This is a genomic window from Siccirubricoccus sp. G192 (genome assembly GCF_019084075.1).
Taxonomy (GTDB): domain Bacteria; phylum Pseudomonadota; class Alphaproteobacteria; order Acetobacterales; family Acetobacteraceae; genus G192.
In genome coordinates, this window is sequence record NZ_JAHREN010000001.1 from 3,450,308 (window position 1) to 3,463,390 (window position 13,083).

The 13,083-nt window shown below is 68.9% G+C and carries 10 protein-coding genes and 2 pseudogenes; all 12 read right to left on the reverse strand.

Annotated elements, in window-relative coordinates; genetic code table 11:
* Window positions 1-57 precede the first annotated feature (57 nt).
* Window positions 58-1,290, reverse strand: coding sequence for an ABC transporter substrate-binding protein (locus tag KSF81_RS16585; RefSeq protein WP_217379929.1), 1,233 nt, complete (start codon window positions 1,288-1,290; stop codon window positions 58-60).
* Window positions 1,266-2,579 (reverse strand): ABC transporter substrate-binding protein, encoded by a 1,314-nt coding sequence (locus tag KSF81_RS16590; protein ID WP_309139586.1) that lies wholly within the window; start codon window positions 2,577-2,579, stop codon window positions 1,266-1,268. The genes KSF81_RS16585 and KSF81_RS16590 overlap by 25 nt, the downstream gene beginning before the upstream one ends.
* A gap of 63 nt (window positions 2,580-2,642) precedes the next feature.
* Window positions 2,643-3,874: pseudogene (locus tag KSF81_RS32220) on the reverse strand (ABC transporter substrate-binding protein).
* A 67-nt stretch (window positions 3,875-3,941) separates the two neighbouring features.
* The gene (locus tag KSF81_RS16600) at window positions 3,942-5,183 is read right to left on the reverse strand and encodes an ABC transporter substrate-binding protein (RefSeq protein ID WP_217379930.1); all 1,242 of its coding nucleotides are present in this window, start codon (window positions 5,181-5,183) and stop codon (window positions 3,942-3,944) included.
* Between the two features lie 40 nt (window positions 5,184-5,223).
* The gene (locus tag KSF81_RS16605; RefSeq protein ID WP_254453567.1) at window positions 5,224-5,973 is read right to left on the reverse strand and encodes an ABC transporter ATP-binding protein; all 750 of its coding nucleotides are present in this window, start codon (window positions 5,971-5,973) and stop codon (window positions 5,224-5,226) included.
* Window positions 5,966-6,757 carry an ABC transporter ATP-binding protein gene (locus KSF81_RS16610; protein ID WP_217379931.1) on the reverse strand — a complete coding sequence of 264 codons (792 nt, stop codon included), beginning with the start codon at window positions 6,755-6,757 and terminating at the stop codon, window positions 5,966-5,968. The genes KSF81_RS16605 and KSF81_RS16610 overlap by 8 nt, the downstream gene beginning before the upstream one ends.
* A 184-nt stretch (window positions 6,758-6,941) precedes the next feature.
* The gene (locus tag KSF81_RS16615; RefSeq protein ID WP_217379932.1) at window positions 6,942-8,051 is read right to left on the reverse strand and encodes a radical SAM protein; all 1,110 of its coding nucleotides are present in this window, start codon (window positions 8,049-8,051) and stop codon (window positions 6,942-6,944) included.
* Window positions 8,048-8,956 carry a lysylphosphatidylglycerol synthase domain-containing protein gene (locus KSF81_RS16620; RefSeq protein ID WP_217379933.1) on the reverse strand — a complete coding sequence of 303 codons (909 nt, stop codon included), beginning with the start codon at window positions 8,954-8,956 and terminating at the stop codon, window positions 8,048-8,050. The genes KSF81_RS16615 and KSF81_RS16620 overlap by 4 nt, the downstream gene beginning before the upstream one ends.
* 182 nt (window positions 8,957-9,138) lie before the next feature.
* Complete coding sequence (locus KSF81_RS16625) at window positions 9,139-9,840, reverse strand: ABC transporter ATP-binding protein (protein ID WP_217379934.1); 702 nt, start codon at window positions 9,838-9,840, stop codon at window positions 9,139-9,141.
* Between the two features lie 20 nt (window positions 9,841-9,860).
* Window positions 9,861-10,424: a hypothetical protein gene (locus tag KSF81_RS16630; RefSeq protein WP_217379935.1), complete on the reverse strand. Its 564-nt coding sequence runs from the start codon at window positions 10,422-10,424 to the stop codon at window positions 9,861-9,863.
* Between the two features lie 45 nt (window positions 10,425-10,469).
* Window positions 10,470-11,249: an ABC transporter ATP-binding protein gene (locus KSF81_RS16635; protein ID WP_217379936.1), complete on the reverse strand. Its 780-nt coding sequence runs from the start codon at window positions 11,247-11,249 to the stop codon at window positions 10,470-10,472.
* Window positions 11,230-13,076, reverse strand: a pseudogene (locus KSF81_RS16640) (ABC transporter permease). Before KSF81_RS16640 ends, KSF81_RS16635 begins: the two are co-directional and overlap by 20 nt.
* Window positions 13,077-13,083: the final 7 nt, after the last annotated feature.

Genomic DNA, 13,083 nt, shown 5'->3' on the forward strand with positions numbered 1-13,083 from the left:
CTCCCTTATCGATTCCCGGGCGGGGATCGCGCCCCCGCCTTGTCCTGGAGCCCGCCGCTAGCTCCGCACCAGCGGGCAGCCGCCCTCGCTCATCGGCCGGAAAGCCTCATCGGCCGGCGTCGTCTGCAGCAGCTTGTAGTAGTCCCAGGGCGCGCGGCTCTCGGCAGGCGTCTTCACCTGGAACAGGTAGGCGGGGCAGAGCTTGCGCCCATCGGCCCGGATCGTGCCGGGGCCGAAGGCGTCGTCATCGGTCGGCATGGCCTTCATGCGGTCGATGATCGCGACACCGGAAGCCTTCGCCGCCGGCACGCCCATATCGGCCACCACCTTCAGGAAATGCAGCGTCGCGGAATAGTTCGCGGCGGAGTTCATGTTGGGATAGGTGCCGTTGAGCTTCGGCAGGACGCGCTGGGTGAAGGCGCGGGTGCGGTCGTTGAGGTCCCAGTAGAAGCTCTCGGTCAGCACCAGCCCCTGCGCGGTTTCCAGGCCAAGGGCATGGACATCGGAGAGGAACATCAGCAGCGCCGCCAGCTTCACGTCGCGCTTGGTGATGCCGAACTCGGCCGCCTGCTTGATGCAGTTGATGGTATCCGCGCCGGCATTGGCCATGCCGATCACCTTGGCGCGGCTGGCCTGGGCCTGCAGCAGGAAGGAGGAGAAGTCGCTGGTCGAGGGGAAGGGATACTTCACACTGCCCAGCACCTTGCCGCCCTGCGCCTTCACGAAGGTGGTCGTGTCGCGTTCCAGCGCATGACCGAAGGCGTAGTCGGCGGTGATGAAGAACCAGCTGTCGCCGCCCGCCTTCACCATGGCGCCGCCGGTGGACTTCGCCAGCATGTAGGTGTCGTACATCCAGCAGATGGTGACCGGCGTGCATTGCGGCCCCGTCAGGTCGGAGGTCGCGGCGCCGCAGTTGATGTAGGCCTTGTTCTTCTCCTTCGCGACCTGGTTGACCGCCAGCCCGACCGAGGAGGTCGGCACGTCCAGGATCATGTCCACGCCGTCGCGGTCATACCACTGCCGGGCGATATTGGCGCCGACATCCGGCTTGTTCTGGTGGTCGGCGGAGACCACCTCGACGGTGAAGCCCTTGTTGCCGGATTCCTGCACCGCCTGCTGCGTGCAGGTGACCCCGTAGGGTCCGCTGATGTCGCGATAGGGCCCGGACTGGTCGTTCAGCACGCCGATGCGGATGGTATTGGCGGCCTGGGCGCGCGAAAGCCGCGGCAGCATCGGGGCCAGGGCGGTGCCGAGGCTGGCGGTCATCAGGGTGCGGCGGGTGGTCTGCATGGAATTGTCCCTGTCCTAATTTCGGGCGGGGAATCCCCCCGCCCCTGCGCCTTCCGGGCTAGCTCCGCACCAGCGGGCAGCCGCCCTCGTTCAGCGGCCGGAACGCCTCCTCGGCCGCGGTGGTCTGCAGCACCTTGTAGTAATCCCAGGGGGGCGGTGCTCTCCGCCGGAGACTTCACTTCGAGCAGGTAGGAGGGGCAGAGCTTGCGCCCATCCGCGCGGATGCTGCCGGCGCCGAAGGCGTCATCCTCGGTCGGCATCGCCTTCATCCGGTTGATGACCTCGGTGCCGGAAGCCTTGGAGGCCGCGACCCCCATATCCGCCACCGCCTTCAGGTAGTGCAGCGTGGCGGAATAGCAGCCGGCATGGATCTGGTTCGGATAGAGGTTCGGCATCCGCGGCAGCACCCGGCGGGTGAAGGCGCGGGTCCTGTCATTGAGGTTCCAGTAGAAGCTCTCGGTGCAGACCAGGCCCTGGCCGGTCTCCAGCCCGATGGAATGCACGTCGGTGATGAACATCAGCAGCGCCGCCAGCTTCACGCCGCGCCGGGTGATGCCGAACTCCGCTGCCTGCTTCACGCAATTGATGGTGTCGGAACCGGCATTGGCGAAGCCGATCACCTTGGCCCGGCTGGCCTGGGCCTGCACCAGGAAGGCCGAGAAATCCGTGGTCGCCGGGAAGGGCGTGCGCACCTGGCCGAGCACCCGGCCGCCGGCCGCCTTCACGAAATTCCCGGTGTCGCGTTCCAGGGCATGGCCGAAGGCGTAGTCCGCGGTGATGAAGAACCAGGTATCGCCGCCCGCCTTCACCATGGCGCCGCCAGTGGACCGCGCCAGCATGTAGGTGTCATAGGCCCAATGGATCATGGTCGGCGCGCATTGCGCCCCGGTCAGGTCCGAGGTGGCGGAGCCGACATTGATGCAGGCCCGGTTCTTCTCCCGCGCGACATTGTTCACCGCGAGCCCGACGGAGGAGGTCGGCACGTCCAGGATCATGTCGACGCCCTGGTCGTACCATTGCCGCGCCAGGTTCACGCCGATATCCGGCCGGTTCTGGTGGTCGGCGAAGATCAGCTCGACATTGAAGCCGCGGTTGCCGAATTCGGTGATGGCCTGCTGCGCGCAGGCCACCGATCCCGGCCCGGTATTGTCCTTGTAGGTGCCGGACTGGTCGTTCAGCACGCCGATGCGGATGGTATTCGCGGCCTGGGCGCGCGAGAGGCGCGGCAGCGAAGTGACGGCGGCGGCAGCGGCCCCGCTGGCGAGCAGTGAACGGCGACCCAGTTCCATCTTGCGCGTCTCCCTATGGATGCTTGGGGCCGGCGCGGCGCCGCCGCCCGGCCCATGCATGTGCTAGCTCCGCACCAGCGGGCAATTGCCTTCGCTGAGAGGCCGGAAGGCTTCCTCCGCCGGGGTGGTCTGCAACAGCTTGTAGTAGTCCCAGGCTCCCTTGCTCTCCTCCGGCGATTTCACCTCGAAGAGATAGGCGGGGTGGAGCTTGCGGCCATCCTCCCGAATGCGGCCCGGGCCGAAGGCATCGTCATCCGTCGGCATCGCCTTCATCCGGGCCACCGTCTCGGCGCCCGAGGCCTTGGCGGCCGCGACGCCCATCTCGGCCACCGCCTTCAGATAGTGCAGCGTCGCCGAGTAATTGCCGGCCTGGTTCATACAGGGCAGGTTGTCCGGCGTCTTTGGCCGGACGCGGTTGGTGAAGGCGCGGGTGCGGTCATTGAGGTCCCAGTAGAAGGTCTCGGTGCAGATCAGGCCCTGCGCCGTCCCCAAACCCAGCCCATGCACGTCGTTGATGAACATCAGCAGCGCCGCCAGCTTCACGCCGCGCCGGGTCAGGCCGATTCGGCCGCCTGCTTGATGGTGTTGATGGTGTCACCGCCGGCATTCGCCAGGCCGATCACCTTGGCCCGGCTCGCCTGCGCCTGCAGCAGGAAGGAGGAGAAGTCGGTGGTGCCCGGGAAGGGCGTGCGCACGCTGCCGAGCACCCGGCCGCCATTCGCCTTGACGAAATTCGTCGTGTCCCGCTCCAGCGCATGGCCGAAGGCGTAATCGGCGGTGATGAAGAACCAGGTGTCGCCGCCCGCCTTCACCATGGCGCCGCCGGTGGACTGGGCCAGCATCCAGGTGTCGAAGGTCCAATGCACCGTATTCGGGCTGCATTGCGGCCCCGTCAGGTCCGCGGTCGCGGCGGAGGTGTTCAGGCAGACCTTGTTCTTCTCCCGCGCCACGCCGGAGACCGCCAGCGCCACCGCGCTGTTCGGCACATCCACGATCATGTCGACGCCTTCACGGTCGAACCATTGCCGCGCCACCGCCACGCCGACATCTGGCCGGTTCTGGTGGTCGGCGACCAGGATCTCCACCTGCATGCCGCGCGGGCCGAAATCCTGGACCGCCTGCCGCGTGCAGGCGACCGCGGTGGGGCCCGTGATGTCGCGGTAGAGCCCGGACTGGTCGTTCAGCACGCCAATGCGGATGGTATTGGCGGCCTGGGCGCGCAAGGGGCGCGGCAGCGAGGTGGCCGCGGCAGCGGCCGCACCCGTGGCCAGCAATGAGCGTCGTCCCAGTTCCATCCCATCCGTCTCCCAGTTGCGATGATTGGGGCCGGCACGGCGCCGCCCGGCCCATGCGGTATCCCTTCTAGCTGCGGACCAGCGGGCAGCCCCCCTCGTTCAGCGGCCGGAAGGCCTCTTCCGCCGGGGTGGTCTGCAGCAGCTTGTAGTAGTCCCAGGGGGCGTGGCTCTCGGCCGGCGCCTTGACCTCGAAGAGGTAGGAGGGGTGGATCTTCCGCCCATCCGCGCGGATGCTGCCCTGGCCGAAGGCATCATCGTCGGTCGGCATCGCCTTCATGCGGGCGACCGTCGCGGCGCCATCCGCCTTGGCCGCCGCCACGCCCATGTCGCGCGCCGTCTTCAGGTAGTGCAGCACGGCGCTGTAGCAGCCAGCCTGCACCATGGTCGGCATGGCGCCGTTCATCTGCGGCCGGACGCGATCGGTGAGGGCGCGCGTGCGATCGTTCAGGTCCCAGTAGAAGCTCTCGGTGCAGACCAGCCCCTGCGCCGTCTGCAAGCCGAGCGCATGCACATCCGAGATGAACATCAGCAGCGCCGCCAGCTTGGTGCCACGCCGGGTAATGCCGAATTCCGCCGCCTGCTTCACGCAGTTGATGGTGTCGCCCCCGGCATTGGCCAGGCCGATCACCTTGGCGCGGCTCGCCTGCGCCTGCACGAGGTAGGAGGAGAAGTCCGAGGTGCCTGGGAAGGGCGTACGCACCTGGCCCAGCACCCGCCCGCCCTGGGCCTTCACGAAGTTGCCGGTGTCGCGTTCCAGCGCATGCCCGAAGGCGTAGTCGGCGGTGATGAAGAACCAGGTATCGCCGCCCGCCTTCACCATGGCGCCGCCGGTGGAGCGCGACAGCATGAAGGTGTCATAGGTCCAGTGCACCGTGTTCGGCGAGCATTGCGGGCCGGTCAGGTCCGTGGTGGCGGCGCCGGAATCCAGGAAGACCTTGTTCTTCTCCCGCACCACGCCATTGACCGCGAGCGCCACCGAGGAGGTCGGCACGTCCAGGATCACGTCCACCCCGTCCCGGTCGATCCATTGCCGGGCGATGTTGGAGCCGACATCGGGCTTGTTCTGGTGGTCGGCCGAGAGGATCTCCACCGTCAGCCCGGCCTGGTTGCCGAAATCCTGCACCGCCTGGCGCGCGCAGGCGACCGAGCCGGGCCCGGCGAGGTCGCGGTAGAGGCCGGACATATCCGTCAGCACGCCGATCTTCAGCGTATTGCCCTGGGCACGGGCGGGGCGCGGCAGGCCGCCGAGCATGGGCAGCGCGGCCGCGGCGGCGGCGCCGGTCAGAAGGCTGCGGCGATCGAGGGTCATGGTCTTTCTCTCTTTCCGCGGCGGCCGCGCCGCCATCGTGCTAGACGCCGAGATACTGGTGCAGCCGGTCCAGCGAGGCGGTCATCTGGTCGTTCGGCACCATGTCCACCACCCGCCCGTGCTCCATCACGTAGTGCCGGTCGGCGACGGTCTGGGCGAAGCGGAAATTCTGCTCCACCAGCAACACGGTGAAGCCGCGCGCCTTGATCTCCCGGATGGTGCGGCCGATCTGCTGCACGATCACCGGGGCCAGGCCCTCGGTTGGCTCATCCAGCAGCAGCAGCTTGGCGCCGGTGCGCAGGATGCGCGCGATGGCCAGCATCTGCTGCTCGCCACCGGAAAGCTTGGTGCCCTGGCTGCCGGCGCGTTCCTTCAGGTTGGGAAACAGCGCGTAGATCGTATCCAGGTCCAGCCCGCCATCCTGCACCACCGGCGGCAGCATCAGGTTCTCGGTGACGTTCAGGCTGGCGAAGATGCCGCGCTCCTCCGGGCAATAGGCGATGCCGGCGCGGGCGATGCGGTCGGAGCGGTCATGGATGATCTCGCGCCCCTCGAAGCGGATGCTGCCGGCGCGGCGCCCCACCAGGCTCATGATCGAGCGGAGCGTCGTGGTCTTGCCGACGCCGTTGCGGCCGAGCAGGGTCACCACTTCGCCCTGCCGCACCTCCAGGTCGACGCCGTGCAGGACATGGCTCTCGCCATACCAGGCTTCGAGCCCGCGCACCTCCAGCAGGGCCGTGCCCGCCGCCCCCGGTGCCGCCGGCCGTGCCGCCACCATCGCCTCAGCCATGCGCCGGCACTCCCTCGGTGCTTTGTTGCTGCTCGCCCGCCTCGGTGCCGAGATAGGCGGCGACAACCTCGGGATTGCGGGAGACGCTGGCATAATCGCCCTCGGCGAGCACGCTGCCGCGCGCCAGCACGGTAATGGTGTCGCAGAGCCCGGCTACCACCTTCAGGTTGTGCTCCACCAGCAGCACCGTCCGCCCGGAGGAGGCGCGCCGCACCAGCGCCACGATGCGGTCCACATCCTCATGCGCCATGCCCGCGGTGGGCTCATCGAGCAGCATCATGACGGGGTCGAGCGCCAGGGTGGTGGCGATCTCCAGTGCCCGCTTGCGGCCATAGGGAAGCTCGCCTGCGGTAAGCTGGGCATAGGGCGTGAGGCCCACGTCCTCGAGCAGGGCCATGGCGCGGTCGTCATAGCGCCGCAGGAGCGAGTCGGAACGCCAGAAATCATAGCTGCCGCCCCGCTGCCGCTGCAGCGCCACCCGCACATTCTCCAGCAGGCTCAGATGCGGGAAGACCGCCGAGATCTGGAAGCTCCGCACCAGGCCGAGGCGCGCCACCTCCGCCGGCTTCCGGCCGGTGATGTCGCGCCCGTCAGATCGGATCGTGCCGCGCGTCGGCGGCAGGAATTTGGTGAGAAGGTTGAAGCAGGTGGTCTTGCCGGCGCCATTCGGCCCGATCAGCCCATGGATGGTACCGCGCCGGACCTTCAGGGCCACGTCGCTGACCGCGACGAAGCCCCGGAATTCCTTCGTCAGACCTTCCGTCTCCAGGATGGTGTCTGTCACCCGGAACGCTCTCCCGTCCTTGCCGTCCCTGCAGCCCCGTATCCGGAACTGTCGTTGCGACTAGGTATGGCCGGGCCTCCGGCCGGATGCAAGGGAGACCGCAGCAAACCTCCGCGTGCGGCCCGGCTTGTATCCTGCCGGCCGGTTCACGCGCTCCGGCTGCGCCTCCGGACGACCGGGCGGCTCAGCCGATACCGGCGAGCCGCGCCAGGCGGCTGCCATGCGCCATGACCGCGCCGAGCGAGGCGGCGTTCCGCCCATCCGCCAGCGCCGCCGCGGCGGCCCCGGGCCGGCCCTCCGAGAGGCGGGCGAAGGCATCGCCGAGCGCCACCGCGAAATGCAGCATCACGCTGGCATCCCGGTAGCAATCCGTGGTGCAGGCCTGGCAGCCGTCGCGCACCGTCCTGCCCGGCTCGAACTCCCAGACCGGGCAGAGTGGCTCCTTCCAGTCCTCGCAGCGCCAGAGGTCGTAATTCCAGTCGAGATAGAAATACTTGTAGCCGGCGAGGCAATGGAACCGCTCCGCCTCGCCGCGCAGCCGCCGCCGCATATCGGCGATGGAGGCGCGCGGATTATGCACGGGAATGATCTCGCGCACCTGGTCCACCGCATCGAAGGCCGCCAGCAGCTCCGCCGGCGAGAGATCGACCAGGTCGCTGTCCTCCGACCAGACCATGGAGGAGGAGCCGAGCGGCGCCTTGCGCGGATAGGAGAAGGTCACGGCGGCGAAGCCGAGTTCCCGCAGGAAGCGGCCCAGCGCCGGGTAGTCGGTGACCAGCCGGCTCATCGCCACCGAGGCGATCGGGGTCATGCCGCGTTCCGCCATCCGCGCATTGGCGCCGCGGATGCGCTCGCAGACGCCCTTCAGGCCGCGGTTCTTCTCATGCAGCGCGGGATCGGCGGAATCGATCGAGACGAAGAGCGTGGTGATGCCGGTCTCCGCCAGCGCGTCCAGCTTGCCGGGCAGCAGCCAGCCATTGGTCACCAGGGTCGGCTGGACGCCCATGTCGGTCGCCGCCCGCGCCATCTCGGCGATGCGCGGGTGCAGCAGCGGTTCGCCGCCCATGAAGGTGACGAAGCGCACCCCCGCCCGCGCCCGCAGCAGGGACAGCGCCTCCACGAAGCGGCCGGCATCCAGCCAGGTCCGGTGCGTGACGAAGCCCTTGTCATGCGCGAAATTGCAGAAATCGCAGGTGGCGTTGCAGGCATTCGTGACGGAGACGTTACAGATCGCCGGCCCGCCCTTGGGCAGCAGCCGCAGCAGATCGAGCGCGCCCGAGCGTGGCTTGGTCATCCGGGTCCCCTTCGGGCAATCCGTGCCCGCGCCCCCGTTACCTCGGATCGGTGCCAGGCCACCAGCCCCGGCAGGCCGAAAGCCACTTCACGGGTTCGGCGAATCAGGGCCGCCGCCAGCGCCGCGGCCGGCGGGACGCCAACCAGGGCGGCGGCGCCGATGATCGCCCCCTCCTGCACCGCCAGGGCGCCGGGCAGCATGAAACCGACATTCCGCAGCGCCTGCGCCAGGCTCTCGATGACCAGCGCATCGGCCAGCGAAACGGGATGCCCGAGCAGCCCGAGCACGCCCATGATCTCGACCGCCCCCAGCACCCAGGCGGCGCCATGCCAGAGCAGCGCCGCCACCAGCGCTCCGCGGTCCGTGTGCAGCCGCCGCACCGCCTGCTGCAATTCCCCGATCCATTCCGGCCTGAGCGCCGGCCAGCGCCGCGCCAGCAGCCGGAGCAGCGCCTCCAGCGGCCCGAGATGCCGCTGCGCCAGCACCATGGCGAAGGCCCCGAGCGCCGCCACCCCGAGCCCGGCCACGGCGAGGCTGGCCATGGCGCGGTCGGCGCCACCGGCCAGCAGGAGCCCGATCCCGGCCAGGGTGAAGACCAGCTGCGAGACCGCCTCCAGGGTCAGGTCCACCGTCGCCGTCGCGCCGGCCATCTCCCCTGGAACGCCGCGCCGCGCCAGCAGCCTTGCCGCCGCCGCCTGGCCGACCAGCGCGCCGGCCGGCAGCAGCGCATTGGCGGATTCCCGGAACCAGCGAAGCTGCGCCATGGCCGCCAGGCCGGGGCGCCGGCCAGGGGGCAGCAGCACCCGCCAGGCCATGGCGGTCAGCAGGATCTGCGGCAGGTGCACCGCCACCGAGATCGCCACCCCGGATGGCAGGTCCGCCAGCACGCGGCCGAGGCCGGGCAACTCCCCCCTGGGCCAGCAGCAGGATCGCCGCCAGGGCCAGCAGCCCCATCAGCACGCCGTTCCGCAGGCCGCGCCGCCACCAGGGCGCCCGCGCCAGCGCGGCGGGGTCCTCGGTCGCGATGGGTAAAGTCCGGGTATCCATGCCCTCGGTTACCATGCGGCGGCGCCAGCGGCGAATATGGTCAGATCGAGAGGTATTTCATGCGGCTGGCCGCATCCCGCATCAGCGCCACCATGTCGCCCTGCCAGCGGATGCGGCCGCGCTCGATGATGGCGGCGCGGTCGGCGACCTGTTCCGCGAAACGCAGGTTCTGCTCGGAGAGCAGGATCGAGAGCCCCTCCGCCTTCAGCACGCCGATCGCCGCCGCCATGCGGCTCACCACCACCGGCGCCAGCCCCTCGCTCGGCTCGTCCAGCAGCACCAGCCGGGGATTGCCCATCAGGGTGCGGGCGATGGTGAGCATCTGCTGCTCGCCGCCGCTCATCCGCCCGGCCGGCCGGTCGCGCAGCGGGGCGAGGCCGGGGAAAAGCTCGAACAGCCGCTCCGGCGTCCAGGCCCGGGCGCCGGCGGGGGCGGGCCGGCGGCCGACCTCCAGATTCTCCAGCACGGTCAGTTCGGTGAAGATCCGCCGCTCCTCCGGCACATAGCCGAGGCCGAGCCGGGCGATCTCGAAGGGTTCGCGGCCGGTAATGTCCCGGCCGAGGAATGCCACGCGCCCGGCGCTCGGCGGGACCAGACCCATGATGGCCTTCAGGGTCGTGCTCTTGCCGGCGCCGTTGCGGCCGAGCAGCACCAGCACCTCCCCCGCCGCCACCTCCAGCGCCACATCGGCCAGGATATGCGCGCGGCCATAATGCGCGTGCAGGCCGGTGACGGAGAGCACAGTGATTTCGTTGTGCCGGATCAGGTCGGAGGCATACCTATCTGCGGCCTCGATTTGAGATGTGCTTCGACAAATTCTCTCAAGGATATGTTGCAGGATTCGAAGCCGTTGAGGAACACGACATTTCCGCCTTTCTCATATGCCGCCTTGAAGGGGTTCTTCATGTTAAGAGTGAGTACGACATTGTGCAGGGAGCGCATACAAAGTGCGTCATCAGCTTCGTGTTTTTCCAATCCTGTGGGTCTGGCAGCTCCAGCGGGGTGACTCCTCATGTGCTTGAAAGCGACCTCATCAGCCTTGGCAAGGACACCGGAGCCGAACCCTCCTGCTCTCTGCTGCCCTAATTGATAATCAGGATTGCAGAAACCAAAGTACGGTCGGTTGACGGCGCCAGCATTTTTGATTGTACGCTCAGCAAACTCCCGCAGCAGGTTCTTATCTTCCGGTATGCTGTCTACCTCCAATATTATTTCATTAGTTATGCAAACCTCATAGCTATCCGCCGGAAATTCTTCCCACAAGTCAATATTACTCTCAAAGAGCCAGTTCCAGACGTTGCTGTCGATGTAGATGGCGGTCGTCATTGCTCCTCCTGGCTTATGGCTCGTGCTGCGCTATGTCTGCATAGTTCAATCAGGAATGATGCCCCCAGTGTCAGACGGCAATTCGCTTCCCAGATAGACCGCCTGCACCCGCGGGTCGGCGCGCACCGCCTCCGGCGTCCCCGCGGCGATCAGCCGGCCGCGGTCGAGCACCAGGATGCGGCTGGCATGGCCGAAGACCACATCCATGTCATGCTCGGTGAACAGCACGGCGATGCCGCGTTCGCGGGCGATGCCGGCGGCGAGCGCCATCAGCGCCACCCGCTCCGGCGGCGCCATGCCGGCGGTGGGTTCGTCCATCAGCAGCAGCCGCGGGTCGTTGGCCAGCGCCACCGCCAGTTCCACCCGCTTCAGGTCGCCATAGGCGAGGATGCCACAGGGGCGACCCGCCTGCTCCGCCATGCCGAGCCGCGCGAGCAGCGCCTCCGCCTCCCCCGCCTCCAGCCCCGCCACCGGCCGCCACAGCCCGCCGAGCCGGCGCCGGTGCGAAAGCAGCGCCATCTGCACGTTCTCCCGCACCGTCATGGAGCCGAAGGTGGCGGTGACCTGGAAGGTGCGGCCGACCCCCATCCGCCACACTCGGCGCGGCGGCAGGCCGGTGATGTCGCGGCCCGCCAGCCGCACCCGGCCCGCATCCGGCCGGAGCTGGCCGTTCAGCATGTTGAAGCAGGTGCTCTTGCCGGCGCCGTTGGGGCCGATCAGCGCCAGCATCTCGCCGGGATGCACCGCGAAGGAGACGCCCGCCACCGCCTCGACCCCGCCGAAGGATTTGCGCAGGCCCTCGACCTCAAGCACCGGCGCTGCCATGGCGATCCTCCCACCATCGCCGCGCGGCGCCAGCCAGGCCCTGCGGGAAGAACAGCACCAGCGCGACGATGACGCAGCCGAGCACCAGCCGCCAGTATTCGGTGAAGCGCGCCAATTGCTCCTGCAACCCGGCGAAGGCGAGCGCGCCGATGATCGGGCCGGAGAGGGTCTGCACGCCGCCCAGCAGCACCATCAGCAGCACGTCCACGCTGCGCGGGATGGCCATGAAGGTCGGGAAGACGCTGCCCTTGCCATAGGCGAAGAAGCCGCCCGCAATGCCCGCCATGCCGGCGGCGAGCGCGAAGGCGAGCCAGCGGACGCGGAAGCCATCGATGCCGATCGCCTCCGCCCGCAGCGGGCTGTCGCGCTGGGCCCGCAGCGCATGGCCGAAGGGCGCGTGGATGATCCGCCGCAGCAGCAGCGTGGCGCCGAGGCAGAAGGCGAGCGCCAGGTAGTAGTAGGTGAGCTTTCCCGCCGCCCAAGGGTCCGGCCAGACGCCGAGGATGCCGTTGTCGCCCCCCGTCACCTCCACCCATTGGAAGGCGACGGACCAGGCGATCTGCGCGAAGGCCAGGGTCAGCATCGCCGCATAGACGCCGGAGAGGCGCACGCAGAACCAGCCGAAGACCAGGCCGAACAGCCCGGCGGCGAAGGGCGCCAGCACCAGGCCGAGCGCCATCGAGCCGCCCAGCCACTTCGCCGCCAGCGCCGCGCCATAGGCGCCAAGGCCGAAATAGGCGGCATGGCCGAAACTCGCCATGCCGCCCGGCCCCATGATGAAATGCAGGCTGGCGGCAAACAGCACGAAGACCGCGAGATCGGTCAGCACCGTCAGGGTGTAGTCGCCAGCGAAGGGCGGCAGCATGATGGCGGCGGCCAGGGCGGCGAGGCCCAGCCACTTCAGCGCCGGCGGCGCCGGGCCAATGGGCGTCTCCGCCAGGCCGCCGCGCGCAGGCTCCGCGGGCCGGCCGAGCAGCCCGTGCGGGCGCAGCACCAGCACCACCGCCATCACCAGGAAGGCCAGCACCAGGGTGATGCGCGGCGCGATCAGGATACCGAAGGCGTGCAGCTCGCCGATCAGCAGCGCCGCGAGGGCAGCGCCGCCAAGGCTGCCGAGGCCGCCCACCACCACCACCACGAAAGCCTCGGCGATGATGGCGAGGTCCATGTGCAGGTTCACGCTCTCCCGCGGCAATTGCAGCGCGCCGCCGAGGCCGGCGAGCAGGCTGCCGAGGAAGAACACGCTGGTGAAGAGGCGACGCTGGTCGACGCCAAGGGCACCCAGCATCTCACGGTCCTGCGTCGCCGCCCGCACCAGCCTGCCCCAGTGGGTCCGCTGGAAGAGCAGCCAGAGCAGGCCGAGCACGACCGGCCCGACCCCGATCAGGAACAGCTCATAGAGCGGGAAGCGCATCCCCAGGATCTCGATGCTGCCGCGCAGGCCCGGCGCCCGTGGCCCGAGCAGGTCCTGCGGCCCCCAGGCCAGCAGGGCCAGGTCCTGCACGATGAGCAGCACGCCGAAGGTGGCCAGCAGTGGAACAATTCCGGCGCGCGGTAGATGCGCCGGAGCAGCAGCACCTCCACCACCACGCCGATCAGCCCGACCAGCAGCGCGGCGCCCAGCACGCCGCCCCAGAAGCCGAGATACCCGCGCGGCAGGGTCGTCACCAGCGTCCAGGCGAGATAGGCGCCCAGCATGTAGAGCGAGCCATGCGCGAAATTCACGATGCGGCTGACGCCGAAGATCACCGTCAGGCCGGAAGCCACCAGGAACAGCGAGGAGGCGCTGGCCAGGCCGCTCAGGGCCTGGAGGGTCAGGTTCTCCAAGGCAGGG

Coding starts and splice junctions, on each gene's coding strand:
- KSF81_RS16585 (WP_217379929.1), bottom strand. CDS start 1,290: ATGCAGACCACCCGCCGCACCCTGATGACCGCCAGCCTCGGCACCGCC.
- KSF81_RS16590 (WP_309139586.1), bottom strand. CDS start 2,579: ATGGAACTGGGTCGCCGTTCACTGCTCGCCAGCGGGGCCGCTGCCGCC.
- KSF81_RS16600 (WP_217379930.1), bottom strand. CDS start 5,183: ATGACCCTCGATCGCCGCAGCCTTCTGACCGGCGCCGCCGCCGCGGCC.
- KSF81_RS16605 (WP_254453567.1), bottom strand. CDS start 5,973: ATGGCTGAGGCGATGGTGGCGGCACGGCCGGCGGCACCGGGGGCGGCG.
- KSF81_RS16615 (WP_217379932.1), bottom strand. CDS start 8,051: ATGACCAAGCCACGCTCGGGCGCGCTCGATCTGCTGCGGCTGCTGCCC.
- KSF81_RS16630 (WP_217379935.1), bottom strand. CDS start 10,424: ATGACGACCGCCATCTACATCGACAGCAACGTCTGGAACTGGCTCTTT.
- KSF81_RS16635 (WP_217379936.1), bottom strand. CDS start 11,249: ATGGCAGCGCCGGTGCTTGAGGTCGAGGGCCTGCGCAAATCCTTCGGC.